The sequence below is a fragment of the Streptomyces sp. NPDC059743 genome (genome assembly GCF_042732975.1).
GTDB lineage: Bacteria > Actinomycetota > Actinomycetes > Streptomycetales > Streptomycetaceae > Streptomyces.
Genome location: NZ_JBHWGS010000009.1, coordinates 250,628 through 276,382, shown reverse-complemented (window position 1 = coordinate 276,382; position 25,755 = coordinate 250,628). Strand labels below are relative to the sequence as shown.

Genomic DNA, 25,755 nt, shown 5'->3' with positions numbered 1-25,755 from the left:
CCGTGCCATCGCGGGTAGGAGTGGAGGCAAGGAATGGGCGCACGTATCGGTGTGGGGACCAGCCGTCCGACGGGGCCGACTGCGGGTGTGTTGTCGAAGGTGTTCCAGTACCGGCGGGCTGTGCGGCGGCTGCCCGTGGCGCTGGGGGTGCTGTCTCTGCTGGCGGTCGCGGTGCCCGCGGGGCTGTCGCCTGCGTACGCCGCCACAGACGCGGCTGCGCCCCTGCTGACCGGCCAGCAGGGGTTCACCGGTAACGGGATGTTCACGGTTCCGGCGGGGGTGACGTCGCTGACCGTGTACGTCTGGGGCGGGGGTGGTGCGGGCGGCAGCGCAGGAGGCGGTGGCGGCGGTGGCGGAGGAGGCGGTGGAGGGGACAGGGCGTACCTGATCGCCAACCCCATTGGCGGTGGTGGCGGAGGAGGTGGTGCCGGGGGCAGCAGCGGTGGCGGAGGTGGCGGCGGGGCCAGCGGCAGCTTCACCAGATGCACCCTGGCCGTCACCCCGGGAGAGCAGTTCGAGGTGGGCTTCATCGGAACCCCGCGCCCGGCCCCGGGGCCTGCCGGGGCTGCCGGAAGCGCTGGTTCCGGCGGCGCCAGAGGCTCGCTCCTGGTCAGCGGAGAAGGCGGCGGTACGGGTGGCCGGGGCGGCGCCGGAGGATACAGCTCCACGTCCACGGGGGGAGCGAACGTCGTGGTGGACGACAGTAACGCTGACAGGCGTGTGTTCGCCCTGGGAGGTCTCAATGGGAGTCCAGCGGGCGGGGGCAGTGGCGGCGGCGGAGGCGGCGGCGGTGAGAACGGCAAGATCGGAGCCTCGGGAGGCGCGGGAGGCCTGGGAGGCGCTGCCAGCCCGGGCGGCTCAGGCGGAGCCGGGGGGACGGGAGGGAATGCGGGCTACTGCTTCGGCGGCACGGACGCCACGGTGAACGGAAGCGTCGCGGGTGGTGCGGGCGGCTCCGGTTCCCTGGGCATCAGCGGTGTCACCGGCGGCCGGGGCACCACCAACCGCGGCGGCGCCGGCGAAAGCGGCGGTCCCGGCAGCGCCGGCAGTAATGGCGGTGACGGCGGCATCCCGTCTCCCCAGTCGGTCACCCCGCCGGCCGGCACCGGCATCGGCGGACGGGGAGGCGACGGAGGCATGGGCGGCAACGGAGGCCGCGGCGGCGACGGTATCCTTCCCAACGCCCACATGCCGGGCGCGGCCGGAAGCCCGGGCGCGGCAGGCGGCCCCGGCGGAACGGGCAGCAACGGATACGCCCTCTTCACCTGGTAGTCACCTGAAGGGTGGCCTGGCTGGGCCACCCTTCACCACCTAGGCCGTGTTCGCAAAGTGAATTGTTCGTTGGTGCGCCGTGGTGCGTCGTCATGAGTTGACCGATGAGTCGTGGGCTGTGGTGGAGCCGCTGTTGCCGGGTTCACGGATGGGGCGTCCGGTCCGTGACCGGCGGCAGGTGATCAACGGGTCCTGTGGAGGCTGCCGACCGGAGCCGCGTGGCGGGATCTTCCTGCGCGGCGCGGGCCGCGCGGTGATCGTTCGATGTTTCCTGCTCAGGCGAGACAGCCGCCGGCTGACCTGTCGGGGAACCGGCCACCAGGGCAGTCGACACCGGCTACTCCGAAGGCGCTTCTTCCGGAGCCATCACTGGGAGCAGACAACCGCCCGCAGAAGGGTCTGTGGGAGGGCAACAATCCTCGTGCTCTGGCCCTTTGCCACTTCCGGTGCCCGTCGCGGTGGCCAGCTGGTGGCCGGACGCCTTTGGACGACGTAATACGAGGTAACACAGATCAACCAGCCGCACATGATCTGATCAGGCAGAACATCACTCAGCAGCACCACCAGGCACCACGCAACACGAACGCTCACGGTCTCGTAATGCGTAGGTCCGGACTTGCGCTACGCACGGGCGCGCTGCTCTTCTCGTAGTTGCTTGCTGACGTCGGATTCCATGTGCTGGGTGCGGCCGGAATCTGTGGATACTCTCTGCTCGACCGGACCCGGGAGGGCGAATGGACCGTAGGTTTGTGGGCATCACCGCCGCTGCGGAGTATCTCGATGTAAGCGAGCGTTGGATGTACCGGGAGTCTCGACGTCATGGGATTCCGCGGTATTACTTCGGCGGCAGGCTGAAGTTCAAGATCGAGGATTTGGATCGTTGGGCGAGGCAGCAGAGGGTGGTGTGATGGGGTCCGGGCCGTAGGCCCGGACCCCATCTGTTACAGGCCCACGTTGAGCAGCTTGGCGGCATCCCACTGATATTGCAATGTCGTGTGGGCCCAGTAGGGGCTCCGCTGGGTGCGAAGCAGGTAGCCGTGTTGATCGGTGCCGTGGCGCTCGGCGTAGTCAAGCAGTGATTCGCGGACGACGGTTGCCATCGGGACCTCACGGAACTCTCCGGGCTTGCGATGCTTGAGTCGTGCTGGTTGGCGGGCGACGCCGTCGATTTGTTCCGTGATGCGATAGACGTCGGTTGCCACCAGGCGCTCGACGTTGGCAGCGTAGGCTTCGCCGTTACGGTGACCGCAGCCTGACATCAGGTCGATGACCACCCGCAGTCCTTCGGAGGCGGCTTGCTTGAGGGCGTGGATCTCGTCCAGCGTCGGGATGGTCACCTGCCGGGGTATGTACTCACGAGGGATGACCCCGTCAAAGGGGTCTTCAGAAATGCCACCCTTGCGCTTGGCGTCCAGCAGGATTTTCTTGAGGACGTCGAAGGCGTTCTGCTGGGTGGCGAGGCCGACTTCTTGCTCCTCCATCGCCATGATGAAGTCTTCGACGACTGACGAGGTGAAGGTATTGATTCGGCGGGATTTCAGAACCGGGAGGATCTGCGCCTGCAGCAGTTGATTGACGGTTCGGGTGCTCCCGCTCGCGTAGTGCCGTTGCCGCGTCAGCCACTGAGAAGCGTATTCGCCGAAACGCTTCTTCCCGGTTTCTCGCTTCAGCTCCGCTTGCTGGCGAGGAGTGTTCCGCTTCTCGTTGTACAGCGTTGTCAGTCGACTGAGCGCGTCCTGCTGTTTGGGATAACCCGTCTCTTCGCGCTGTCGGCCAGCGGCGTCACGGTAACGTATGGCGTAGGGGTGCGGGCATTCGCTTTGCCTCGTACAGGCACAGATCTTGAAGTAGGTGCCCATCCCGTGGCAAAGTTTGGTCGCCAAGGTGCCGGTCTCCGCTCATGCTGGGTCTTTGCTGACCTCCATGGCCTCAGCATGGTTCTGACCTGCGGCCGCACCAAATTCGGCCACGAAGATCAGTATCTTCATGGGTGTCTCCCGGCAAGTTGGCAGTCATCTCTCTGACCATGGTTTCCGCAGGTCAGACGGTCTGTGTCCACTCTGCGATCTTGGCGTTCCCTTGCTGACCAGGCACCGCCTTCCTGTCGCATGGTCAGCTCCTCGGCGCGGGGCGGAACCGCTGCGCGACGGTCTGGCACGGCCTGAGGAACAAGGGCTTGTCACCGAAGACGGCGTACATCCGTTCGGGTGAGCGTGGTCTGCAATTGAAAGGCGGGTGATCGGCAGGGACTGTCACAGCCGAGCCTCTGCGTTGCCGGCGAGGCTTCTGGGGGAGTGATCGATCAGCGGCGGACCAGGCCCTCTCGTTTGGATCTTGCCCGGCTCGTGTGCCCCGGCACCGTGCCCTGATCCGGCCGCATCCGGCCTGATCCGAACGTAAGACCGGACCCTGGAATGCCTGCCCTGCCCGGTGGCCACGCCGGTCTGGACCCTCCGGGCCGGCCGAGCGTGCCATTCCGGCACGACATGGCCCGTCTGCACATGGGGTACCTCGCCGAGGCTTCCTGGGCCCGGACGGACCACGTCCCCGAGGTGTGGGAATACCTGGCGATGCGTCAGTTCAACAACTTCCGTCCGTGCCCCACCATCACGGACACCGTCGGAGGCTACGAACTGTCGGCGGACCTGCACGCTCAGCCCGCCATGCGGCGGGTCATCGCGCTCGCCGGAAACGCCACCACCACCGCGACCGCCACCGTCGCCGCCTCCACCGGGGAGTTGCGGGCACGTCCTCATTGGTCACAGGCATCGAGGAAGCGTTCATCAACTCGTACAACCGTATCTGGCGCGATGCGCCGGAAATCGTGAGCTCACGACGGTGGCCCATGTGGTGACGGCTCGTTGAGCCGCGCATGGGGAAGTGCGCCTACCGTCGGCCCTCCGCCGCCCTCCACAGAGCGCGGCGGAGCTCACCGTCTGTCTCACCATCTATACGCGGGCTGTACCAGCCGTCCCATCCCGGCGAGTATCAGCTGTACTGCCAGGTCTGCACTGTGAGGTTGTTGCAGTTCCATTGCTGTAGGGCCGCACCCGCACCGCCCCAGTTCTTGACGTCCACGCAGAGACCGCTCTTGAGGTTCCTGATGGTCAAGGAGTTGGTGCCGGCCGTGTACAGCGCCCACTGCTGCATGTCGCCGCTCCAGCAGGTCCACTGCTGGAGTTCGACGCCCGGGGTGGTGCTGCCGTTCGGGACGTCGAGGCACTTGCCGCTGTTCATGTTGACGAACGCGTAGTAGTTCACGCCATTGATGGTGCTGACCACGTCCAGTCGCCACTTCTCCGGCGTCCCGCCGTAGCAGTCCCATTGCTGGATCCGGGCACCGTCGGCCTTTGAACCGTTGGCCACATCCATGCACAGGTGGCTGTAGTCATTCTTGAACTGATAGGGGCCGTACGAGACGGTGGCCGCCGCTTGCGCGGGTGTCGTGGCCAGCGCCATTCCCATGGCCACGGCGGCCACTGACACCGACGCGATGCTACGAATTCGCATTGCTTCTCCCCTTGAGGTGGTCCCTGCCGGGCCAGTCGGCTCAGCCGCCTCCACCATGACGTCACACCCTGCTCGCGAACCTTGCGGCGACCTTGCGGATCAGCCAGCATCGGGACTCTGACTGCTTTTCACGCACAGTCGATCACTTGGGGGGAACAAGTGGAATTCCGCATGCTCGGAGAGATGGAGTTACGGTCTGCGGGCCAGTCGCTCGAGGTGGGGACGCCGCGGCAGCAGGCGGTCCTGGCCGCGCTGGTCGTCGACGCGCGAAGACCGGTCGCGATTGAGACACTCATCAACCGGGTCTGGGACCACACCCCGCCCGCCGATCCCCGAGCCGTGCTGTATTCGCACCTGAGCCGGATCCGGCGGCTGCTGACGCAGGCGGCCACTCTCGCCGATGGGACGGCGGTGCGGATCGAACGTCGGCACGCCGGCTATGTGCTGGACGTCGACCCGGATCTGGCGGATCTGCACCGATTCCGGCGCTTGGCCGGGCAAGGAAGCGACCGGTGGCTCGGCGATGACGCTCGTGCCGCCGCGCTCGCTGAGGCGTTGCTCTTATGGCGGGGATCGCCCTTGGCCGGTCTTCCTGGAGAATGGGCCGCGCAGGTCCGGGACAGTTGGCACCAGCGACGGTTGGACGCGGTGGTGCAGTGGGCGCAGATCGAGCTTCGACTCGGCCGTCCCACCGCAGTGATCAACACGTTGCCCGATCTCGCCGCTGAGTATCCGCTGGTCGAGCCCTTCGAAGCCCTGCTCATGCGAGCGTTGCACGCGACTGGGCGGGGTGCGGAAGCCCTCGACCGCTACGCCGCCGTCCGGCAACGGCTGGCCGACAAGCTGGGCACCGACCCCGGTCCCGAGCTACGTGCCCTGCATCAGGCCGTCCTGCACGGCGAACTGCCGACCCCGTCCAGGGATTCCGTCACAGCGGTAAGGACTGTCACGCCGCCAACCCCGCAGCCGCATCCCGCAGTCTCGACTTCCGCAGTAGCCCAATACGGGCCCGGTCCCGCTCCCGCTCCCGCGGACGGCGACGAGTTACCCACCATGTCCGGGCGCGTCAATGCGGTCGCGACCGGCACACCACCGAGACGGGTGCGGTTACAGCTGCCCCTTCGACGCACCATGCTGGCCGCCCTGGTCGTGGTCGTCCTGCCCGCGGCGATCGGGTCGGTGCACACCTTCCAGCGGGACAAGTGCAACGGTTCACCGTCGATCTCGCCCTCGATCGAACGCGCGCAAGTGCTTTTCTCCACCGCCCAGAAGTTCGACCAAGAGGGAAGACCAAAAGACGCACAGGCGACAATCGTCGACGCGGTGCGACTCTACGACGAGCTCATAAAGCTGAACCCGGACCAGAACGCGCCGCCGCTCGCCCCCGCTGTGATCCAGGCGCTGGGCAGAGCCGGCGTAGATTTCAGTGTCTCAGAGGCCGTATTGCGTACCTGGCTCGTCAATCCGCTCTACACGCCCTACCCGGCAATTTCTCAAATGCTCCTGCTCCGTGGATGGCAACTCGAAGCGCCGGTCTACCTCGACGTCATTGTCTCGAACTACGAGCACACGCCCGGCATCACATCCCCCCGTAACGTTGCGGATGTAAGAGTTGATGTTCTGAAGGCGGCCGTCCTGGAGGGCTCAAACACGCGCTACGGGACACAGGCGAAAGATTTCGAGCACCTCCTCAAGCCCTGAGACCGTGTTCAGTGTGGTGAGTTGGATTCTTTCGGCGGTCTGTCGCGTCAGCTCGTACGGGCGCCGTTGCGCGTGGGTGGGCCTGTCAGGAGGTGAGGATGGAGATGCCGTCCCCGAGTAGTTTCAGCCCGAGGACGAAGAACAGAACCGCCATCACGGCGACATTGTGCTGGGCTGCCCAGTCTTTCCAACTGCCGAGCGTGGTTTTCGCTCGCTCTCCTCCGAGCAGGAAGATTCCCAGTGGGGCCAGCAGGCCGAGGGTGGCGATCAGGACGAAGATCGCCAGCGACCCGATCTGCTGCCCGACCGGCAGTCCGGCTGAGCCGATCGCGGCGCCGGCGGCGATGGTCAGCGGGGCGTTCTTGGCGTTGAGCGCGGCCAGTGCCGTTCCGAGTCCGAAGACCTTGACCGGCGTGAGGCGGTCGATCGCGCCCATCCACTTCGGCAACTGGGCCTGCGAGGGATCCGCGGGGCGCTGGTGCCACTGCCGGGCGCCGAAGAGGACGAGGAGCGCGCCCAGAGCGAGCTTGAGGGCTCCCACCCAGGTGGCCGGGTGATTGTGGGCGGAGGCACCTGCGGGGGAAGCGATCGCCAGCATCACCGCGCCCAGTGCCGAGAGTCCCAGGATCCAGCCGACAGTGAAGAGGAGTCCGTTGAGACGTCCCCGAGGCGTGGCGAGGATGAGGATGATTGCGATGATCGGGAGCGGGCTGATCGCCACGCCGGCCGCAAGACCCAGTACGTCACCGAGAACCTTGCCCATGATTGCCTCCAGGTGGGGTCGGAGCGGCTGTCGAGTTGAGCGACGTTTTACGGGAGTGGGTGACCCGATCGCCTGAACGCGGAGCCGTGGGACTGTCGTGGACGCATCCGGGACGTGTGAAAAAGGGCCCTGGGACGGGTCCGCAGCCTCTCAGGAAGCCGTCGGACGGCTTTTCTCAGAGGAGCGTCTCGTCGCCCCATCCGGGCTCACGGGGGCGTAGACAGAGCCGCGCCGCGGGTACGTGGTCGGCTCCGTGGCTGTCCTCCTCGGCCATGCGGAAAGCAGTTGCCCCGAGAATGTGACGACGACGAACCCGGCAGGCCCATATTCCATGATCCTGCGCTCCTACGAATCTGTCCTCGGGAGCTTCTCGGAGCTCCGAGGGCCTTGGCCTGTTCGTTGCCCGCGGTGGTGCCTCCATCACGCTCGGCAGCAAGCCGGAACCCGAGAATGTTTGGGATGCGAGGCGGCTCGTATGCGGTCACGATGAAGAGGTGAGGGCGATGGCGCCCCATGTTCGGGCGCTTGGCGACCCTCGCACCGATCCGTGGCAGGAGAGTTCCACGATGACTGCGACGACAGGTGCAACCCAAAGGGCTCACCCTGAGCGCCCGGGCAGGTCGGACGGGGTCTGCAGCGAGTTCACCGTCTTCACCGAGATCAAGCCGGGCCATGCGGACGCGCTGCGTGAGGATCTTGCCGCGCTTGCCGACGCGACAGCTGATGAACGCGTCCATGCGGCGTTGCGCCAGATCGGCACCCTGCATGACGCACGGCATGTGATTTTCGACAATGGCACCCGGCACATGTTCGCCAGCGTCTTCGACGGCTCCTGGGACACCTACATCGACGACTTCGCCCAGACGGAAGTCGGGGACCGCTTCGACAAGGTCTTCTCGCACACCGAAGGGTTCCCCGGCGTCGCCGATCCGGGGGTGAAGGACTGGTTCGTCGCCCACCAGGCGCCCGCGGGAGTCTTCGTCAGCTCCTATCCCGATCTGACCGTTCAGCAGGTCTGGAAGGACCAGCGCGTGAGCGAGGCGTTCCAGGCGGTGCTGGACACCCCCGAATTCCGGGCGGCGCTGGACAACCCGGCGAACACCGAGCTGCTGGCCACGCCTGCCTTCCAGAAGCTGTTGGAGGAAGCCGCAGGTTAAGAAGCCGCAGGTTAAAAGGCGGACACAGCCGACTCTCGGACCCGGCCCGCCATCGGTGGACGGCGTCGGCGGGCGCGCACCGGCCGCTGCGGGACTTCGGTGCACATAGGCAGGACCGTCCGTGCACATGGACCTATGTGGAGGCACAAGCGATCATGAACACCGCGGACAGCAGCAGCGCGGCCGGCGTGGGCGTGGAGATCGACGACGTCCAGAGCGGCGCACTGCGTCCGAGGCCCGTGCCGTACGAGGGAAGGTTCATCTTCCTGCGCGTGGATGACCGCCGTGCCGGGCGCGCCCTGCTGCGGCGGCTGCTCCCGGTGACCTCGGGCGGCCTGCCCAGCGTGGACCGGAGCCAGGATGCCTGGGTGGCTGTGGCGTTCACCTATCAGGGGCTGAGGGCCCTGGGGGTGCCTCGGGAGTCGCTGGCCAGCTTTCCGCGGGCGTTCCGTGAGGGCATGGCCGCTCGGGCGGAGCTGATCGGTGACGTGGGCGAGAGTGCACCGGCCCACTGGGAGGCACCGTTCGGAACGGGCGATGTCCATATCGCGTTGAGTGCCCTCTCGTCCGATGCGGCACAGCTGGGCAGGGAGCTGGAGCGGGCCCGTGTCGCCTACGAGGACACGCCCGGTGTCCAGGTGATCTGGCAGCAGGAGGTCCACCAGCTCCCGACCGGGCGCACCACCTTCGGCTTCCGTGACGGCATCAGCCATCCGAACATCGAGGGCGTGGGGCTGCCCGGCTCCAATCCGCGGGAAGTCCCCATCAAGGCCGGCGAGTTCATCCTCGGCTACCCCGACGAAACCGGCAGCCTGCCGCCCATGCCCAGCCCCGATGTGCTGGGGCGCAACGGGACCTACGTGGCCGTGCGCAAGATCCACACCAACGTGGCGGCCTGGCGCCGTTACCTGCGCGCGAACAGCTCCAGCGCCGAGGAGGAGGCGCTCCTGGCGGCGAAGATGGTCGGGCGCTGGCCCAGCGGGGCGCCGCTGACGCTGACGCCGGAGCACGATGATCCGGAGCTGGCGGCCGATCCGCACCGCGTCAACAACTTCCTGTACCGGGAGAACGACGATCGCGGGTTCCGGTGCCCCGCAGGTGCGCACATCCGGCGCACCAACCCTCGCGATTCCACCATCGTCGGCGACGCGCGGATGCACCGCCTCATCCGCCGCGGCACCACCTACGGCCCGCCGCTGCCCGAGGGCGTGCTGGAGGACGACGGCGCCGACCGCGGCCTGGTCGGAGCATTCATCGGGGCCCACCTGGAACGGCAGTTTGAGTTCATCAAGGCCGAATGGGTCAACGACGGCAACTTTATCGGCCACCCCGGCGAGAAGGACCCGGTGGCCGGGCATCACGACGGAACGGGCAGCGTCACCATCCCGGAGAAGCCGGTCCGGCGTCGCCTGCAGAATCTGCCCAGCTTCGTGGTCACCCGCGGCGGCGAGTACTGCTTCCTGCCGGGTCTGCGTGCCCTGCGTTGGCTCGCCGAACTGGAGGACTGAGGGCAATCCCCACCCTCCGAGGTCCACCACGGTCTCCGAGGAGAGGTCGAAGCCATGGCAGCACAGTTCGTCCGCTACACGCCGGACGTCGAAGACGATGACCCGCACTTCGACCGCAACGTGCAGATGGTGATCGAAAAGACCGAGAGCTACATCGCCGAGTCGGTGAGCGCCGGTGGCACCGGACGGGCCCTCCGCGACGCCCACGCCAAGGGCTACGGGCTGGTGCGGGGGGAGGTGGAGATCCTGGACGGGCTTCCCTCCGAGTACGCCCAAGGCATCTACGCGACTCCGGGAACCCACGATGCACTCGTCCGCTTCTCCAACGGCTCGCCCCACGCCGGAGCCGACGCGCGACTGGGCGCCGCCACCGGACTGGCACTGAAGATTTTCGACATCCCCGGCCCGACCCTGCTGGAAGACGAACCGGACACGGGCACATTCGACTACGCCAACATCAACGGACCGATCTTCTTCTGCAACACAGTTGAGCACTACCTGTTCATCCAGGAATTGTTCCTGAACGCGCCGGCCTACTTCTCCCAGGGCCGACCCGGCGCGCATCGATTCTTCACTGATTTCGTGACCGGAAAGGGAACGCTGGATCAGGACAACTGGGCGTGGGACGAGTTCCTGGCCTTCCTGCGCCTGGCAAAGACCCCTCCGGCAAACCTGCTGCTGTCGAGCTACTGGACCATGGGCGCGATCCGGCACGGGGACTACATCGCCAAGGTGCGCATCACCCCCGACCCGTCCTTCGCCGCCGCGGTGGTCCGGCGCACCATCGACCCGGCCTCGGCAGCAGAGGTCTTCCGACCGGCCCTGCAAGCCGAGCTGCGGGAGAGGCCCTACGCCTTCGACATCCAGGTCCAGCTCTGCACCGACCTGGAGCGCATGCCGGTGGAGGACACCACCGTGGAGTGGCCCGAGCACCTCTCGCCGTCCGTCACCGTGGCGAAGCTGCGACTGCCGCAGCAGGACATCTCCGGCCCGGAAAACCTGGAGAAGATGGACTCACTGTCCTTCACACCTTGGCGGGTCACCGCCGAGCACGCGCCCCTGGGCAACATCATGCGGGCCCGCAAGGAGGTCTACCGGCGATCCTCCATCGCGCGCCACAAGCTCAACCAGCAGGCGCGCACAGAGCCCCGCAGCGCCGGCGAGGTGCTTGGCGCCTGACCGGGCCCACCACCGCGACGCTACGGTTCTGCCATCCGCCCTGCGTGAACTGGACGTCGTCCCTGGGCAGCGTCTCGCCGCCCAGGGAATGACCTGCGGCAAGGCGCAGCATCTCGGCCCGGTCACGGGTACGTTCTCCTGCGACAAGGCGTGCGCAGTCGCCGCGAGCGGCACCGCGAGGTTCTGGTAGCCGCCGGTCGCGAGCACCCGGGTCTCTCGACGGGGCCCGTGCCGGGCCGCGACCGCGACGTCCCGCTGACCCGGCCGGGCGCTTCCCGGGCCGCAACGCTGGGCGGGGCCGACCGTACAGCCGTACCTGGACGGAATGAGGATTGTGGCCGCCGCGGGAGGGATCGATCTTGTTCAGGAGCGGTTCACCGGAGTGGTCTTCAGAAGAACCTGTCATGGACACTCTCATCGGGGATGCTCTCGGTAGCCATCACTCGGCCGCGTCGGCGCACTGCGCCGACTGCTCGCTGAGTCATCCGAGAGGACGGACATGGACAATTTGTCATCGCCCGGAGCGGGTAGGTCGGCTCTGGCGTATTTCAAGCGGAAGCGGTCCTGGCTGGGGGCGCTGCTCGGTGCCACGGTCCTGACTGTGGTGTTGCCGTCGTCAGTGGCTCATGCCGACAATCTGCCGAACCTGCCCCAGAACGCCGGGGGTTATGAGGCGTCCTTCTCGCCCGCGTATGACTACGACGGCGATGGCTGCTACCCCGTTGCCGCCATCGCGCCCGACGGATCGCTCAATCCCGGTCTGAACACCTCGGGCGCGGTCAACGGCAGTTGCCGCGACCAGTCCGACCTGGACCGGACCCAGACCTACGCCCGCTCGAAGTGCAACAACGGATGGTGTGCGGTCGTGTACGCCAGCTACTTCGAGAAGGACCAGGCCCTCCCCGGCAGCGGACTCGGTGGCCACCGCCATGACTTCGAGCACGTGATCTCCTGGATCAACCAGGCGTCCAACCAGGTGGAATACGTCACGACCACTCAGCATTCCAGCCAGGTCACCTATCCGCGTTCGCAGGTGCGCTTCGACGGTTCCCACCCGAAGGTCGTTTACCACAAGGAAGGTCTGGGCACCCACTTCTTCCGGCTCGCCAACAGCAATGACGAGCCGGCGGAGAACCACTACCACAACTGGCGCCAGCCCCCCATCGTGGACTGGAACGGGTGGCCCAGCACCTCTCTGCGGGACCGCCTGAACAACGCGGACTTCGGGTCGGCCACCATCAAGACCACGGACAAGGACGACCGCTTCCGGAACCTCCTGAACGCCTCCAAGCCGTCCGGCATCGCTTTCGACCCCTGGGCCTGACAGCAGGACCGTGGAACCGCGGCGGCTGGCGAAACAGCGCGGCCCGGTGACTGTCCTCCGTGATTGCCCGATATAGCAAGGTCAGCCTTTTGTTCGGGCACCCGCGATGCCGTCGCGGCCCTGACCACCGCCCGCTTGATTCAGTGCCCCTGTCTGACCTGCGATGCCCGGGGCGCTGGGGAGCAGGCGGTGGTCGGGGGAGCCGGGAGCACCTTCCGCGCTACGCCTCGAACAAGATCCGGTCAGCCACAACACACCGACGCGCCGAGGGACTTCCGGTAAAGGCCGGATACCCCGCCGTCGCCAAGAACCCGCCAGGTCATCAAGGTGCCACTTCACAGCGAGGGTTCATTGCGGGCTCGTGATGGCGTCATCCGTGCTTCTCAGTTGATCTTTCTAATCGGGTGCGCGCCCGTCGAACTGGGCGTGGCGGGGGCTGTTCTGCCTCCGCGTCATCTTTTGACCCGAGGTTCCAATGAAATTGATGGTCTTGAACCATCGGTATACGAGGCCACTGCTGGTGGTGCTCGCCACGGCGACCGCGCTGGCGGCCGCACCTGCCGTCGCGTACGCGGACGACAGCCGGCCCGCGCCGGTCACCGGCGGGATCCCTTTGATCAACACGGTCGAGAAGATCGGTCCGGGGATCAACCTGCAACATGTGAAGGCGCTTGACCAGAAGGGCTGGTACGACGCGCAGTTCCTGACCGTGAACCTGTCCGACAAGGACGTCAGCACCGACCTGCTCACCTCCGGACCGGTCGCGTCCGGCGGGCCGCTCAGCGAGGCCGCCAAGAAGGCCGGCGCCGTCGCGGGTGTCAACGGCGACTTCTTCGACATCGGCAACTCCAACGCGGCGCTCGGTGGCGAGATCCAGGATGGCGAACTCCTCAAGACCGCCGACATCACCGGCGGCCGCAAGCACGTCGGCGTCAGCAAGGACGGCATCACCCAGCTCGTGGACCTCTCGGTCGACGCGACGGCGAACTTCGCGGGCGCGGGCCACAAAGTCCTGTCGATCAACGCCGCGAACGGCGGCGGAATCCCCGCGGACGGCATGGTCGCGTTCACGTCCGCCTGGGGCGACTACAGCCGCAACGGGGCCCTGACCGGCGTGGCCAACGACCAGATCGCCGAGGTCCTGGTCAAGGACGGTTCGGTCGTGTCGGTCACGCCGAACGGTCCCGCGGGCTCGGGGACGATCCCGGACGGCGCCTTCATCCTTGTCGGGCGCGGCGCCGCGGCGACCGCGATCCGCACGTTGCAGCCCGGCGACCCGGCGACGCTCAGCTACGGGCTCGCCGACAACGTTGCCAAGACGATGCGGTTCGCGATCGGACACGGCGGCACCGTCGTCTCCGGCGGCCAGGTCGTCAAGGGCCTCGACACCTCGATCGCCCCGCGCACCGCGCTCGGCTTCAAGGACGGCGGCCGTACCCTCGTGCTCGCCACCTGGGACGGCCCGGGCGGCACCGGCAAGGGCGGCGTCGGAATCGACAAGGAGGCGCGTGACCTCGCCGCGATGGGCGTGGAGACGGCGGTCAACCTCGACGGCGGCGGCTCGACCACGATGGTCGCCCGCGCGCTCGGCGAGGACGACGCGACCGTCCGCAACGCCCCGTCCGACGGCCACGAGCGCAACGACCCGAACGGCGTCGGGGTGTTCGTCGCGAAGGGCGACGGCAAGCTGCACGAGATCCTCGTCAAGCCCGCGCCAGGTGCGGCGTCGGCCGACGGCGACGCGAGGGTCTTCCCGGGGCTGCGCCGCGCACTCGTCGTGCGGGGCCTCGACAAGCACGAGACCCCGGTGCCGGTCGACCAGAAGTCCGTACAGTGGTCCGCGGACGAAGCGTCCGTCGAGGACGGCACGCTCACGGCCCCGGCCGAGGCGGGCACCATCAAGGTCAAGGCGCAGGTGGGCGGCGAGCACGAGGACGCGAAGGTCACCGTCCTCGGCCCGCTCAACAGCGTGGAACTGTCGTCCCAGCTCCTGTCGATGGCCGACGCGACACCCGAGCAGGCGGCCACCGTCTCCGTGACCGGCCGCGACGCCCAGGGTTACACCGCCCCGATCGACCCGCGGGACCTCGCGCTGGACTACGACCACAGCGTCGTCGACGTCCGGCCCGCGAACGGCAAGCTGAAGGTCACCCCGCTCGCCAACGCGAGCACGATCCTCAAGCTCTCGGTCGCCGGCAAGTCGGTCCAGCTCCCGATCACGGTCGGCGTTCAGACCAGGACGGTCTACGACTTCGAGGACGACGTGCTCGCCCGCTGGCGCAACAACAGCACCGCGGCCACGAAGTTCTCGGCGGACCCCGACGGCCTGCGGATCGACTTCAACGCGATGCGCAACGTGGGCATCTCGGCGGCATCGGCGGCCCAGCGCGTCCCGGTTCCCGGCCAGCCGCTGCGCGTGCGGGTGCGGATCAAGTCGAGCATCAGCGTGCCGAGCGGTCTGACCTACCTGGGCTACACCGACGCGGCCGGCAAGAGCGGCGGCGTCTACGGCACCGCCCTGACCGCGAGCAGCGACTGGCAGAACGCCACGTTCACGGTGCCGGCGACCGCGGCGTTCCCGATCGCGATCTCAAGCTTCCAGGGCATCAACACCAACGTCGCCCAGCAGAAGGCGGGCACGTTCGTCCTGGACCGCATCGAGGCCGACGTCCCGACGTCGGTCGACCTGCCCGCCCAGCCCGACCTCCAGGCCGACCCGATCGTCTCCGACGACGGCTCGCTGCTCGTCGGCCGCAAGACGTGGCAGTTCGCCACACTGTCGGATGTGCAGTTCACGGCCGACAACCCGGCACTGACCCAGGTCGCGACGGCCGCCATCCAGCGGATCCGCAAGACCGACCCGGACCTGCTCGTCCTCAACGGTGACATCACCGACCGCGGCCTGCCGCAGGACCTCGCGCTGGCCCGCCAGGTGCTGACCGACGCCGGGTGCGACCTCATCCCGGTCGGCCAGGAGCCGGCGCCGGACAGCACTCCGGCCCCGGAGGCCGGCTCGATCCCGTGCTACTACGTGCCGGGCAACCACGAGTCCTACGGCCTCAACAACGTCCAGAGCGATCTGACGAACTTCACCACCGAGTTCGGCCGGCCGTACCGGACGTTCGACCACAAGGGCACGCGGTTCATCCTGCTCGCCAGCTCCCTCGGATCGCTGCGCGGGACGGCGTGGGACCAGCTCCCGATGATGCGGGAAGCGCTCGCCGACGCCGAGAAGGACAAGTCGGTACGCAACGTCATGGTGTTCGCCCACCACCCGGTGGACGACCCCGCCGACTCCAAGTCCAGCCAGCTCGGCGACCGCGACGAGGCCGCGCTCATCGAGAACATGCTCACGGACTTCCGTGACTCCTCACGCAAGGGTGCCGCGATGGTCGGCTCCCACGCCCAGATAGCGAACGTCCACCGCCTTGAGGGTGTGCCTTACACGGTTCTGCCGTCCTCCGGCAAGGACCCGTACGGCACGCCGGACCGCGGCGGTTTCACCGGCTGGGTCGACTGGTCCGTCGACGCGAGCCGGGACGCGACACAGCAGTGGTTCAAGGCCGACGTGCGCGCCTTCGCGCAGTCGATCACGCTCAACACCCCGGCCACGGTTGAGATCGACAACACGGCGCAGCTCTCGGGCAGCATCGTGCAGCCCCAGGGAGTGTCGACAGGCTCGCGTGTGGTGCCGCTGCGGTACCCGATGTCGGTCGACTGGAGCGGCTCGTCCAACCTGGCGATCGGCAGCGGGAAGAACGCCGTCGACGACGCCCGCCGCCAGGGCAAGGTCGCGATCCTCGACCCGCAGACCCGGATGCTCACCGCGCTGCAGCCCGGCTCGGTGACCGTAACGGTGACGAACGACTCCATGCGTGCCTACACCGACGACAGCTCACTCGCGCCGATCACGACCTCGAAGACCATCCAGGTCGTGCCGGCCGAGCACGGCGATAAGTAACCGTCACCAACACCGGCAGGCAGCCGCCGCGGATCGGCTTCCGAACGGTCTGATACGCGAGGTGGCCCGGCTGGGGGCGAGCACGCACGTGCTCGCCCCCAGCGCCGCCCGGTCGCGATGCCGCCGGAACCACAAGCATGTGCGGCTCCGACTCGGCGGCTGACCGAACCATCGACAGCCGCGGGTCACTGCCTTGTGGCCGGGTGCTTCAGGTCCTGGGAGACCGAGACGACACCGTCCACGCTCTCGCACAGCCGCTCCAGTACGGGGACCAGGCGGGCGTCCTCCAGCGTGCCGTGCAGTGTGACCTCGCCCTCCTTGACATCGGCGGTGACAGCCGCCGGGGCGAGGCCGAGCGTTCCGACCAGGACATCGTGGGTGATCTCGTCCCGGATGGCGTGGTCCTGCCGCAGGAAGACACGGAGCAGGTCGGCCCGGCTGACGATGCCACGCAGTGTGTCCGTCTCGTCCACCACGGGCAGACGCTTGACGTTCTGCACCGCCATGAGGCGGGCGGCCTCCACAACGGTCCAGTCGGGGTGCGCACAGACCACCGGGGCCGACATGATGTCCTCGGCGGTGCTTCCCTCGACCCGGGCGCGCTCCCATGCCTCCAGGTCCGGCAGCGGTGTTCTGCCCGACAGATCGGACCGGTTGGCCGCCTTGCGCAGCAGATCCGCCTCCGACACCAGGCCGACGGGCCGCCCCGCGTCATCGAGCACGGGTACGGCGCTGATGTCGTGGTCCGCGAGCGTCCTGGCGATCTCCTTGAACGGTGTATCGGGCCGCACACTCACAACGCCGTGGGTCATCAGCTCACCGATCTTGCGGTGATCCATGTCCTCACTCCCTTCGTGGCCCTTCATGGCCCCATGGCCGTCACTCCTGGCCGTCACTCCCGGCCATGACCGCCGGACGCGGCCATGCCTCCAGCGTCTCCGGCGCCGCCGCCGGACGATATGAGCCACTCGGCCCTTCACGGCGGAACGAAGGGGTACGGACGGCCCCTCCCAGGCCCGACAGGTCCCGCCCGACAGGTCCCGGGACAGGGCCTTACGGCCCCTGCCGCGAACCGGGCCGCGACAGCACGCTGGAGGAAAGGGCATCACCTATCCGGGGAGCAGCCGTGTTGTCACCCCCGCTCGACGAAACAACGGTGGGCGGCCTTGTCTTCGACGCCATGGCCGCGCCCTCCATGCACAACGCCCAGCCCTGGCGGTTCCACTACAGCCCGGACAGCCGTACGCTCGCGCTCTTCGCCGACCTTGACCGCGCCATGCCGCACTCCGACCCCACCACATCCGGCCTGCACATAGGGTGCGGTGCAGCATTGCTGAATCTCCGGGTCGCGGCCGTGCACCAGGCCCTCCGCCCGGTGACGGTGTTGCTGCCCGACCCTCGGACTCCGGCGCTCCTGGCAACCGTACGACTCGACTCCGCGGCGGCCGGCACAGCGGCGGTGGCATCGGGCGAAGGACTCTCCACGCTCTACCCGGCGATCCATGAACGGCACACCAGTCGCTTCCCCTTCATGGACCGCGAGCTGCCGGGGAACGTCCGGCGCGAGCTCGGCGAAGCCGCCCGGCAGGAGGGCGCCGAACTCACCTTTCTCACCGGTCCGCACCTTCGGTCCGTCCTGGATCTGATCCGGGACGCCGAGGGATACAACCGGATGGACCCCCACCGGGAAGCCGAGCTGAGCCGGTGGACGTGGAGCGCCGGAGCTGATGCACCCACCGAGGGAATCCCCGACTACGCCTTCGGACCGCGCAAGCGGGGCGGCACAGCTCCGACGCGCGACTTCGCCGGCACGGGTGTGGTGCCCGGCAGGCCCGTGGCGGACTTCGAGAAACAGCCTGAGCTGGTCCTGCTGAGCACGCCGGAGGACGGACCGGCGGACTGGCTGCGCGTGGGGCAGGCCATGGAGCGCGTCCTGCTCCTCGCCACACTGCACGAAGTGGCCGGCGCGCCCGCGACTCAGGCGCTCGAACGGCCCGAGCTGCGGTGGCTGTTGCGCGACCCGGTCTCCGGGTCCGGCCATGTCCAGATGGTCCTGCGCCTGGGATACGGACCCCGCGGCCCTCGAACGCCACGCCGTCCCGTACGGGACGTACTGACGTTCGGCGACTGACCGAGCAGCGGACAGGGAAGCCGGAGAAGACCAAGGGATGTGATCAACTATGGCGGATCGAACTCAGAAGGATTCGCCCGAGCCCGAGCCCGAGTTCGCGATGCTGAGCCCGGAGGAGTGCCGTGCTCTGCTCTCCACGCACGGTGTCGGCAGGGTAGCCGTGTATGCGCACAACGGTCCCGCTGTCGTTCCCGTCAACTACGTGGTGGTGGGGGACGGCTCGGTGGCGTACAGAACGGCCCCGGGCACAGCCGCGGCGGCTGCCGCCGACCAGGAGGTCGTCTTCGAGGTCGACCATGTCGATGACGCGGTGCGCCAGGGATGGAGTGTCAATGTCGTCGGCACCGCTCACGCCGTCACAGGCGACGCGGCCGCCCGCGGCCTGGACCAGCAGGCGTACACCACCCCCTGGGCGGGCGAGGACCGCCGACTGTGGCTGTCGATCTTCCCCGCGCGGATGACGGGCCGCCGCATAGGCCCCGTACCGGCTCCCGGCCAGTGAGCGGGCGTATGAGTGGCGAGGGCGAACGGTGTGTCGTTTCCTGATCGAAGAGACCCGCGGACGTCGCGGAGGCGGGCGGGCCCGTGGAGCGCTGCCGAGCGCCGGACCCGGATCGGGATCGTGACACACGGCGGTGTGAGGCGTGTGCTCCGCACCGGTGGGAGCGCGAGGGCGAGGGAGAAGGCATGCGGGTGGGAGTTCTGACCGGAGGCGGCGACTGCCCGGGTCTCAACGCGGTGATCCGCAGTGTCGTGCGAAAGGGCGTACAGGAGTACGCCTGGACGTTCACCGGTTTCCGGGACGGCTGGAGCGGTGTCCTCAACGATCTGACCGTGCCGCTGGACGTGGCGGCCGTGCGTGGCATCCTGCCGCTCGGCGGCACGATCCTGGGCTCCTCCCGTACCAATCCGCTCCGGGCCGAGGACGGCGTCGACCGTGTCAGGGGCACCCTGAGCGCGCACGCGATCGACGCGCTCGTCGTGATCGGCGGTGAGGACACCCTTGGCGTGGCGAACGCCCTCTCCGACGAGGGAGTCAGGCTGATCGGGATCCCCAAGACCATCGACAACGACGTCGGCGGTACCGACTACACCTTCGGTTTCGACACAGCCGTCAATATCGCGACCGAGGCGATCGACCGTCTGCACACGACAGCGGAGTCGCACCGGCGGACCCTTGTCGTGGAGGTCATGGGACGCCACTCGGGATGGATCGCCCTGCACGCGGGCGTCGCGGGAGGCGCGAACGCGATCCTCATCCCTGAGCGGGAGTTCGATCTCGACCAGGTGTGTGTCTGGGTGGAGAACCGTTTCAGGATCAACTACGCGCCGATCGTCGTGGTGGCGGAGGGAGCGGTGCCGCTGGCCGGGCAGATGGTGGTGAAGGACGAGTCCCGCGACGAATTCGGGCACGTACGCCTGTCCGGTATCGGCGACTGGCTGGCCCAGGAGATCGAGAGCCGTACGGGAAAGGACGCCCGTACGACGGTCCTCGGCCATATCCAGCGTGGCGGCACCCCGAGCGCGTACGACCGGTGGCTCGCCACACGTTTCGGACTCCACGCCGTGGCAGGGATCAAGGACGGCGCCTTCGGGACGATGGTGGCCCTGCGGAGCACGGACATCGTGCGGGTCCCGCTCGCGGACGCCGTGCGGGCGCCCAAACGCGTCTCCACCGAACTGTACGAGGAGTTCGGCGTCTTCTTCGGCAGCTGACCGAGGCCACAAGGCCCCTGCCGCCAACTCCCACCAACTCCGCGGCCTCTGGGCACTTGACCAGCCCACCCTCCGACAAGCCTTGCGGGCCGCACGAGTCCGCCGACGTGGCCCCGGACCGTCCGGCCCGGGGCCACGTGCCCCACACGCACGAATCGCCCGCCAGGGCCCTAGGGCCTAGTACGGCAGGGCCTGCTTCGCGAAGGCCGGCGCCACTTTGTCCTGCGAGGCGCGTGGGAAGGCGACCGTGTTCGGGTTCCCGTCCGAGACGTACCAGTTCTTCCCGGCGGCGAGCTTGTCCAGCCACCGGGACGAACCGAACTCGGCGTCCGCGTCCTTGGGTCCCGCCGAGCGGATCCGCGGGATCGCGGCGGGTGTGAAGGCCTTGTCGAACGGCGAGACCGACGGGTTGGCCCCCACGAGGTAGACCCCGTCGTAGCGGTAGCCCGTTCCCCGCGCGGCGACGCCGGCCTCCTGGGGCATGGCCCCGAAGGGCAGGGCGAGGGACGTGACCCGGATCCCGGGCGCGGCCTTCACGATCGCCTGCTGTCCGCCCGCGATGGCCTTCGTGGCGCCCGCCTGGTCCAGGGAGCGCAGGTTCTGGTGGCGGTCGGTGTGGTTGCCGACCTCGTGCCCGTGATCCTTCAGCCAGGTCAGCGCCCTGGCGGAACCGGTGGCCGAGAAGGCGTCCGCGTTGACGAAGAAGGTCGCCACCGGCTTGAACTCGGGGTGCTTCTTCGCCGTCTCCGCCAGGATCGCGATGGCCGTGTCCGGCGCCGGGTTGCCGTCCTGGCCGAGGCGCACCTGGCTGTTGGTCGAGTCGTCGAACGTGAGGACCACCGGGTGCGTTCCGGCCGGGATGTCGATGTGGCCCGTCTGGAAGTCCCGGGCGGTGACCGGCACGTACTTCTCCCGGGCGAGGCGCTCCAGCTCGGCCCGGAAATCGGCCGGCGTGCGGTCGTAGACGCTGGCCGGTTTCTCAGTGAGCTGGTGGTACATCAGCACCGGCACCTGGCCGAGCTCGTCGGCGCCGACCTCCGCCGGGTCTTTCGCGGCGGCTTGGCTGGCCGCCGCGGAGGCCGCCGCCTGCTGTTCCGCGGCGGTCGGTGACGATCCCGAGGAACAGCCCGAGACGAGCAGGGCGGCGCCTGCCAGGGCGCAGAGCGGGACGAGCGGGTGACGCATGAGGGACCTCCAAGGCGAACGTGTCGCGCCATCCCTACCGACGGCGGGAGCCCCCGTACCGCACAGTCCCCTGGATGGCGCAGTCACCACGCCGGGACCGGACACGGCCTTTCGTGTGAAATACCGTCAGAACGGTAGGAACGACACGCCGTGTGGCAATCAATGGAGGAACCACCCGACCACGGCATGAAGGACGCCACGATGGCCATGAGATACATATCCAACTCCGCCTCCTCCTACGGTCCCCGTCCGTTCCGCCGGCGCGCCCTGATAGCGACGGCCGGGGCGCTCGGACTGGCGGGAGTGGGCTGGACCTTTCTCGCACTGGGACCGGGCGTGCAGGGTCTCGCCGACGGCGCCGTCCTCAACGGGCCCAAGGCCGCACAGGTCAGCGCCTACCTCGACGCCGGAGCGGCCGGCAGTCCGGAGAAGGTGCGTGCCACCCTCGACGGCGCGGTGGTCCCCGTCATAGCTGACGGCGCCCGTCTGAAGCTCGCTCTCCCGCGTCTGGCCGAGGGCAAGCACACCCTGGTGGTGAAGGGCGACAGCCGTGTCCCGCTGCTCTCGTACCGGGAGGTCGTGGACTTCACCGTGGACGCCACCGCTCCCGTCCTGAAGGTGACCGACCCCGAGATCAAGAGCACGGCCGACTCCGTGACCATCACCGGCAAGGCCGGCACCGACGCCAAGGTGACCGTCGACGGCAAGGAGGTTCCCGTCGACAAGAGCGGGACCTTCAAGATCACGGTACCCAAGGGCACACCCGTCGTGAACGTCACCGCAGCGGACCGCGCCGGGAACACCACCACCAAGGCCGTGAACGCCCGGGGCCGTCGTCCCATGATCCGCGCCGCGCACATCACCGCCATCGGCTGGGGCAACGACACTCTGCGCGGCAACATCCTCGCCCTGGTCCGCAGCGGCAAGCTCAACGCCGTGCAGTTGGACGTCAAGGACGAGGACGGCGAGGTCGGGTACGCCTCCCAGGTGGCGCTGGCCCGTCAGATCGGCGCGGCCAAGGGCTACTACGACGCCCGCAAGGCGATCGCCGAGATCCACGCCGCAGGTGCCCAGGTCATCGGCCGTATCGTCGCCTTCCGCGACCCCAAGCTCGCCACGGCGGCCTGGAAGGCCGGCAAGCGCGACCAGGTCGTACTGACTCCCGAGGGACAGCCCTACGCCGGCGGCGGCCACTACGGAAAGCTGGCCTTCACCAACTTCGCCGACCCCACGGTCCGCAAGTACAACCAGGACCTCGCCGTCGAAGCGGCTCAGCTCGGCTTCGACGACATCCTCTACGACTACGTGCGCCGCCCCGACGGCCCGCTGTCGAAGATGCGCTTCCCGGGCATCGGGTCCGCCACGCCGGAGCAGGCCATCACCTCGTTCGTCGCCGACACCCGGACCGCGATCCGCCCGCACGCCAAGTACCTCGGTGTCTCGGTCTTCGGTATCGCCGCCACCCGGCCCACCGAGATCGCCCAGGACATCGCGGCCCTGGTCAAGGTCAGCGACTACATCGCGCCGATGGTCTACCCGTCCCACTGGGGACCCGGGGAGTACGGCGTCGCCAACCCCGACACCGCCCCGTACGCGATCGTGCAGCGCTCGCTCGCCGACTTCGCCCGCCAGGCGAAGGGCACCCAGACCGCGATCGTTCCGTGGCTCCAGGACTTCTCGATGGGCAGCACCTACGGGCCGACCCAGGTGGCCGAACAGATCAAGGCCGCGGCGGCCAACAAGATGGACTCCTTCATCCTCTGGAACGCCGGTGCCCGCTACCAGGGCGCGGCGCTCCAGCAGATCGCCGCACACTGACGCGGCCGGTGAGACCCGGTGGCATAGGTGTACGGCAGCCTCGTGATCGCGGCTTCGAGGCGGTGCGGTTCCTGGCAGTTGAGGCGAACTCGCGGCAGATCGCCAGTTCGCCTCCCCAGCCGCTGAACGACCCGCAAGTCCCGGCCGCCGACCGACCGGCTCTGTCGAGGCTCGCTCGCCCTTCCCTACGCTCTACGGTGGGAGCCGACGATTCAGCGGCTTGTGTGGTGAGGGGTTCGCTTTGGACACCGAATTGGCGGAGTTGGCTTCATCGGGCGCAACGGCGTCAGGCGCAGGCACCACCGGGCCGGATGCGGAGTCACTGTGAGCGGGGAAGGACGGTACGAAGGATCCGACCGTCGGGCACCGCAGGTCCGCAACGACGTGTCCGGGAACGTCAGTGGTCCGGTCGTACAGGCGGGAGATGTGCACGGCGGGATCCACTTCCACGTGGCGCCGGCGTCTGAGCCGGGATCGGGACGGAAGCCGGATCAAGTGCCCCCGCTGACGGTCCGTTTCATCAACCGCGCGGCTGATCTTTCACAACTGGACGGTCGCTTCGGTGCCGACGGCGAGGGTGCCGACGACGCCGACGCCGGCGCTCCCGTGCGGATGGGAGCATTGAGCGGGCTCCCGGGTGTCGGCAAGACGGCGATGGTGTCCCGGTGGGCGCAGGCGTCCCGCCGGCAGTTCCCCGGCGGGCAGTTGTACGTCGACTTCGCGCCGCTGCGGGAACAGGCCGGCGCCGATGTGTCCGAGGCCCTGGGTATCTGTCTGCGCGACCTCGGGGTCCGCGACGAGTATCTGCCCGCGACGCTTGAGCAACGTACCGCGTTGTACCGCCGGCAGTCCGCCGACCGCCGACTGCTGGTCGTGCTGGACGGTGTCAGCCGAGCGGCCCAGGTCAGACCGTTGGTACCCAAAGGCCCCGGCAGCGTCGTGCTGGTGACGAGCAACGGCCGGCTGGGTGAACTGGCCGCCTTCGACGGCGCCCACCTGATGCAGGTGGAGCCGCTGGACACCGACAGCGGAGTACGGCTCCTCGCCGACCGCTGCGGGAACACCGTCCTGGCGGACGAAGTCGCCGCCCGGCGGCTGGTGGACCTGTGCGGCGGTCTGCCGGTGGCCCTGCATGTGGTCGCCGCCCGGCTGCAGATGAACCAGCGGCTCACCTTGTCCGTCCTGGCGGACGAACTGGCGGACGAGACACGGAGGCTGGCCGGGATGTCCTTACGAGGCGAAGAGCATTCGGTGTCCGCGGTCCTTGGACTCGCCTACCGAGACCTGTCTCCCGATGTGGCCCGGCTCTACCGGCTGCTGGGGTGGCTGCCCGTACGGCTCTTCGACACCGCGACCGCGGCCGTCGCGGCCCGGCTCGACATCACCACCGCGCAGCCGCTGCTGGAGGCGCTGGAGGAGGCGAACCTGCTGGATGTGCGGCCCGACGGCCGATTCCGGATGCATGGTCTCGTGCGGCTGCACGCCCGGGAACGCGCTGCCGCCGAGGAGCCCGCGGCGGAGCAACTCGCGCAGTTGGAACGGGTCATCACGCGTTACCTGGTGCTGACCGCCCTGGCCGACCGCGCGGTGCGTGAGGACCGGCTGCGCGTGGCCGAGCTGTCCGGTCTGCTGGAAGGCGTCACGGACCCGTTCCGAGCCGAAGACGCACCTGCCCCGCTCGACTGGCTCGAAGCAGAGCGGTCCGGCATCCTCGCCGTTCTCCGGGAGGCCGCACGCAGCGGACTGCACACCCTTGTATGGCAACTGGCCGAGGCGTTCACGGTGTTGTTCCTGCACCGCAGGCATCTGGTGGACTGGAAGGAGTCACTGGAACTCGGCGCACGGGCGGCGGCGGCCGATGGGGCACCGGAGGCCGAGGCACGACTGCGCAGTCTGCTCTCCCGTCCCTTGATGGATCTCGGCGAGTACGAGCGCGCGCGTGAGGAACTGGACACGGCGGTCGCCCGCGCGGACATCGCCGGGAACATGGCGCTGAGCGCGTCCGTGCAGGAGTTCTACGGGCGCTACTGGGACCGCTTCGACACGGCTCGTGCCATCGAGGCGTACCGGCGGTCCGTCTCACTGAACATCGAGGCGGACCTGCCGCGTGGTGTGGCCATCGTCACGTACTTCCTGGGCTGCGCGCAGGACGCCCAGGGCGACCACGAAAGGGCTCTGGAGACCCTGCGGCAGGCTCATCGGAGCCTGTTGAATCTGCCGGACGGCCCCGACCCGCGGATGGCGGCCCGTGCACTGGCCGCGATCGGCGCCGTCCAGGAGCACTTGGGCGACACCGCCCTGGCGCTGCGCTCTCTCGGAGAAGCCGCCGTGATCCTCCACGATCTGGGCGCGAGCCACTATGAGGCCCGGGCCCGGGTCAGGCTCGCCGACATCATCGAGCGCAGCGGCGGTCCTCGCACGGTGGTACGCGATCATCTCCAGCGCGCCTTCGCCGTCTACAAGGCCGGCGGAAGCCCGGAAGCGGAGGCCCTGCGAGAACGGCTGGAGCAGCTGGATTCCGAAGACTGAC

At 68.3% G+C, this 25,755-nt stretch carries 19 protein-coding genes and 2 pseudogenes; 16 read left to right on the top strand and 5 right to left on the bottom strand.

The genetic code is table 11. From position 1 onward, the window contains the following. The first annotated feature begins 921 nt into the window (after positions 1 to 921). From ACFV6H_RS18290 to ACFV6H_RS18280, 3 genes and pseudogenes are all read left to right on the top strand, one after another. Positions 922 to 1,272, top strand: a complete 351-nt coding sequence (locus ACFV6H_RS18290; RefSeq protein ID WP_385542924.1) for a hypothetical protein — start codon at positions 922 to 924, stop codon at positions 1,270 to 1,272. A 61-nt stretch (positions 1,273 to 1,333) separates the two neighbouring features. Beyond that, positions 1,334 to 1,521: pseudogene (locus tag ACFV6H_RS18285) on the top strand (transposase); the annotation flags it as partial. A gap of 500 nt (positions 1,522 to 2,021) precedes the next feature. Beyond that, positions 2,022 to 2,180, top strand: a complete 159-nt coding sequence (locus ACFV6H_RS18280) for a helix-turn-helix domain-containing protein (protein ID WP_385542921.1) — start codon at positions 2,022 to 2,024, stop codon at positions 2,178 to 2,180. 33 nt (positions 2,181 to 2,213) lie between these two features. Here ACFV6H_RS18280 and ACFV6H_RS18275 read toward each other — a convergent pair whose 3' ends face one another. Further along, a complete protein-coding gene (locus tag ACFV6H_RS18275) occupies positions 2,214 to 3,131 on the bottom strand; it encodes a hypothetical protein (RefSeq protein ID WP_385542918.1) in 918 nt (305 codons plus the stop codon). A 615-nt stretch (positions 3,132 to 3,746) separates the two neighbouring features. Between ACFV6H_RS18275 and ACFV6H_RS18270 the strand changes: the two are divergent. Then, positions 3,747 to 3,974, top strand: a pseudogene (locus ACFV6H_RS18270) (cyclase); the annotation flags it as partial. Positions 3,975 to 4,260: 286 nt separating this feature from the next. Here ACFV6H_RS18270 and ACFV6H_RS18265 read toward each other — a convergent pair. Beyond that, positions 4,261 to 4,782, bottom strand: a complete 522-nt coding sequence (locus ACFV6H_RS18265; protein WP_385542916.1) for an RICIN domain-containing protein — start codon at positions 4,780 to 4,782, stop codon at positions 4,261 to 4,263. 171 nt (positions 4,783 to 4,953) lie between these two features. On the opposite strand from ACFV6H_RS18265, the gene ACFV6H_RS18260 reads away from it, so the two are divergent. Then, entirely contained in the window at positions 4,954 to 6,483 is a 1,530-nt protein-coding gene (locus tag ACFV6H_RS18260) for a BTAD domain-containing putative transcriptional regulator (protein ID WP_385542914.1), read from the top strand. Between the two features lie 85 nt (positions 6,484 to 6,568). Here ACFV6H_RS18260 and ACFV6H_RS18255 read toward each other — a convergent pair whose 3' ends face one another. Further along, on the bottom strand, positions 6,569 to 7,246 hold the full coding sequence (locus tag ACFV6H_RS18255) for a GAP family protein (RefSeq protein WP_385542911.1): 678 nt from the start codon (positions 7,244 to 7,246) through the stop codon (positions 6,569 to 6,571). 503 nt (positions 7,247 to 7,749) lie between these two features. On the opposite strand from ACFV6H_RS18255, the gene ACFV6H_RS18250 reads away from it, so the two are divergent. The 6 genes from ACFV6H_RS18250 to ACFV6H_RS18225 all read left to right on the top strand — a co-directional run bounded on the left by ACFV6H_RS18250 (position 7,750) and on the right by ACFV6H_RS18225 (position 16,375). Further along, on the top strand, positions 7,750 to 8,403 hold the full coding sequence (locus ACFV6H_RS18250) for a hypothetical protein (protein ID WP_385542908.1): 654 nt from the start codon (positions 7,750 to 7,752) through the stop codon (positions 8,401 to 8,403). 155 nt (positions 8,404 to 8,558) lie between these two features. Then, positions 8,559 to 9,911 carry a Dyp-type peroxidase gene (locus tag ACFV6H_RS18245; protein WP_385542905.1) on the top strand — a complete coding sequence of 451 codons (1,353 nt, stop codon included), beginning with the start codon at positions 8,559 to 8,561 and terminating at the stop codon, positions 9,909 to 9,911. A 54-nt stretch (positions 9,912 to 9,965) separates the two neighbouring features. Beyond that, entirely contained in the window at positions 9,966 to 11,090 is a 1,125-nt protein-coding gene (locus ACFV6H_RS18240; protein WP_385542902.1) for a catalase family protein, read from the top strand. After that, positions 11,080 to 11,280: a hypothetical protein gene (locus tag ACFV6H_RS18235; protein WP_385542899.1), complete on the top strand. Its 201-nt coding sequence runs from the start codon at positions 11,080 to 11,082 to the stop codon at positions 11,278 to 11,280. Before ACFV6H_RS18240 ends, ACFV6H_RS18235 begins: the two co-directional genes overlap by 11 nt. A 309-nt stretch (positions 11,281 to 11,589) precedes the next feature. After that, positions 11,590 to 12,414, top strand: coding sequence for an NPP1 family protein (locus ACFV6H_RS18230; RefSeq protein WP_384987591.1), 825 nt, complete (start codon positions 11,590 to 11,592; stop codon positions 12,412 to 12,414). A 484-nt stretch (positions 12,415 to 12,898) separates the two neighbouring features. After that, entirely contained in the window at positions 12,899 to 16,375 is a 3,477-nt protein-coding gene (locus ACFV6H_RS18225) for a phosphodiester glycosidase family protein (RefSeq protein WP_385542896.1), read from the top strand. A 185-nt stretch (positions 16,376 to 16,560) separates the two neighbouring features. Here the strand turns inward: ACFV6H_RS18225 and ACFV6H_RS18220 are convergent, their stop codons facing one another. Continuing rightward, positions 16,561 to 17,214, bottom strand: coding sequence for a CBS domain-containing protein (locus tag ACFV6H_RS18220; RefSeq protein WP_385542893.1), 654 nt, complete (start codon positions 17,212 to 17,214; stop codon positions 16,561 to 16,563). 287 nt (positions 17,215 to 17,501) lie between these two features. On the opposite strand from ACFV6H_RS18220, the gene ACFV6H_RS18215 reads away from it, so the two are divergent. The 3 genes from ACFV6H_RS18215 (at position 17,502) to ACFV6H_RS18205 (ending at position 20,222) form a co-directional block, all read left to right on the top strand. Continuing rightward, positions 17,502 to 18,506, top strand: a complete 1,005-nt coding sequence (locus tag ACFV6H_RS18215) for an Acg family FMN-binding oxidoreductase (RefSeq protein WP_385542890.1) — start codon at positions 17,502 to 17,504, stop codon at positions 18,504 to 18,506. 49 nt (positions 18,507 to 18,555) lie between these two features. Continuing rightward, positions 18,556 to 19,008, top strand: a complete 453-nt coding sequence (locus ACFV6H_RS18210) for a pyridoxamine 5'-phosphate oxidase family protein (protein ID WP_385542887.1) — start codon at positions 18,556 to 18,558, stop codon at positions 19,006 to 19,008. Between the two features lie 185 nt (positions 19,009 to 19,193). Continuing rightward, a complete protein-coding gene (locus ACFV6H_RS18205; RefSeq protein ID WP_385542884.1) occupies positions 19,194 to 20,222 on the top strand; it encodes a 6-phosphofructokinase in 1,029 nt (342 codons plus the stop codon). Between the two features lie 177 nt (positions 20,223 to 20,399). On the opposite strand, the gene ACFV6H_RS18200 is transcribed toward ACFV6H_RS18205, so the two are convergent. Then, the gene (locus ACFV6H_RS18200) at positions 20,400 to 21,407 is read right to left on the bottom strand and encodes a polysaccharide deacetylase family protein (RefSeq protein ID WP_385542881.1); all 1,008 of its coding nucleotides are present in this window, start codon (positions 21,405 to 21,407) and stop codon (positions 20,400 to 20,402) included. A 207-nt stretch (positions 21,408 to 21,614) separates the two neighbouring features. On the opposite strand from ACFV6H_RS18200, the gene ACFV6H_RS18195 reads away from it, so the two are divergent. Together ACFV6H_RS18195 and ACFV6H_RS18190 are read left to right on the top strand one after the other, a co-directional pair. Further along, complete coding sequence (locus ACFV6H_RS18195; protein WP_384987603.1) at positions 21,615 to 23,225, top strand: putative glycoside hydrolase; 1,611 nt, start codon at positions 21,615 to 21,617, stop codon at positions 23,223 to 23,225. 495 nt (positions 23,226 to 23,720) lie between these two features. After that, the gene (locus tag ACFV6H_RS18190) at positions 23,721 to 25,754 is read left to right on the top strand and encodes an NB-ARC domain-containing protein (RefSeq protein WP_385542876.1); all 2,034 of its coding nucleotides are present in this window, start codon (positions 23,721 to 23,723) and stop codon (positions 25,752 to 25,754) included. Position 25,755: the final 1 nt, after the last annotated feature.

Bases quoted from the DNA above. Each gene is read 5' to 3' on its own strand.
- ACFV6H_RS18275 (WP_385542918.1), bottom strand. From the start codon at position 3,131: ATGGGCACCTACTTCAAGATCTGTGCCTGTACGAGGCAAAGCGAATGC.
- ACFV6H_RS18200 (WP_385542881.1), bottom strand. From the start codon at position 21,407: ATGCGTCACCCGCTCGTCCCGCTCTGCGCCCTGGCAGGCGCCGCCCTG.
- ACFV6H_RS18250 (WP_385542908.1), top strand. From the start codon at position 7,750: ATGGCGCCCCATGTTCGGGCGCTTGGCGACCCTCGCACCGATCCGTGG.
- ACFV6H_RS18230 (WP_384987591.1), top strand. From the start codon at position 11,590: ATGGACAATTTGTCATCGCCCGGAGCGGGTAGGTCGGCTCTGGCGTAT.
- ACFV6H_RS18210 (WP_385542887.1), top strand. From the start codon at position 18,556: ATGGCGGATCGAACTCAGAAGGATTCGCCCGAGCCCGAGCCCGAGTTC.
- ACFV6H_RS18240 (WP_385542902.1), top strand. From the start codon at position 9,966: ATGGCAGCACAGTTCGTCCGCTACACGCCGGACGTCGAAGACGATGAC.
- ACFV6H_RS18255 (WP_385542911.1), bottom strand. From the start codon at position 7,246: ATGGGCAAGGTTCTCGGTGACGTACTGGGTCTTGCGGCCGGCGTGGCG.
- ACFV6H_RS18220 (WP_385542893.1), bottom strand. From the start codon at position 17,214: ATGGATCACCGCAAGATCGGTGAGCTGATGACCCACGGCGTTGTGAGT.
- ACFV6H_RS18195 (WP_384987603.1), top strand. From the start codon at position 21,615: ATGAGATACATATCCAACTCCGCCTCCTCCTACGGTCCCCGTCCGTTC.
- ACFV6H_RS18205 (WP_385542884.1), top strand. From the start codon at position 19,194: ATGCGGGTGGGAGTTCTGACCGGAGGCGGCGACTGCCCGGGTCTCAAC.
- ACFV6H_RS18265 (WP_385542916.1), bottom strand. From the start codon at position 4,782: ATGCGAATTCGTAGCATCGCGTCGGTGTCAGTGGCCGCCGTGGCCATG.
- ACFV6H_RS18245 (WP_385542905.1), top strand. From the start codon at position 8,559: ATGAACACCGCGGACAGCAGCAGCGCGGCCGGCGTGGGCGTGGAGATC.
- ACFV6H_RS18260 (WP_385542914.1), top strand. From the start codon at position 4,954: ATGCTCGGAGAGATGGAGTTACGGTCTGCGGGCCAGTCGCTCGAGGTG.
- ACFV6H_RS18225 (WP_385542896.1), top strand. From the start codon at position 12,899: ATGGTCTTGAACCATCGGTATACGAGGCCACTGCTGGTGGTGCTCGCC.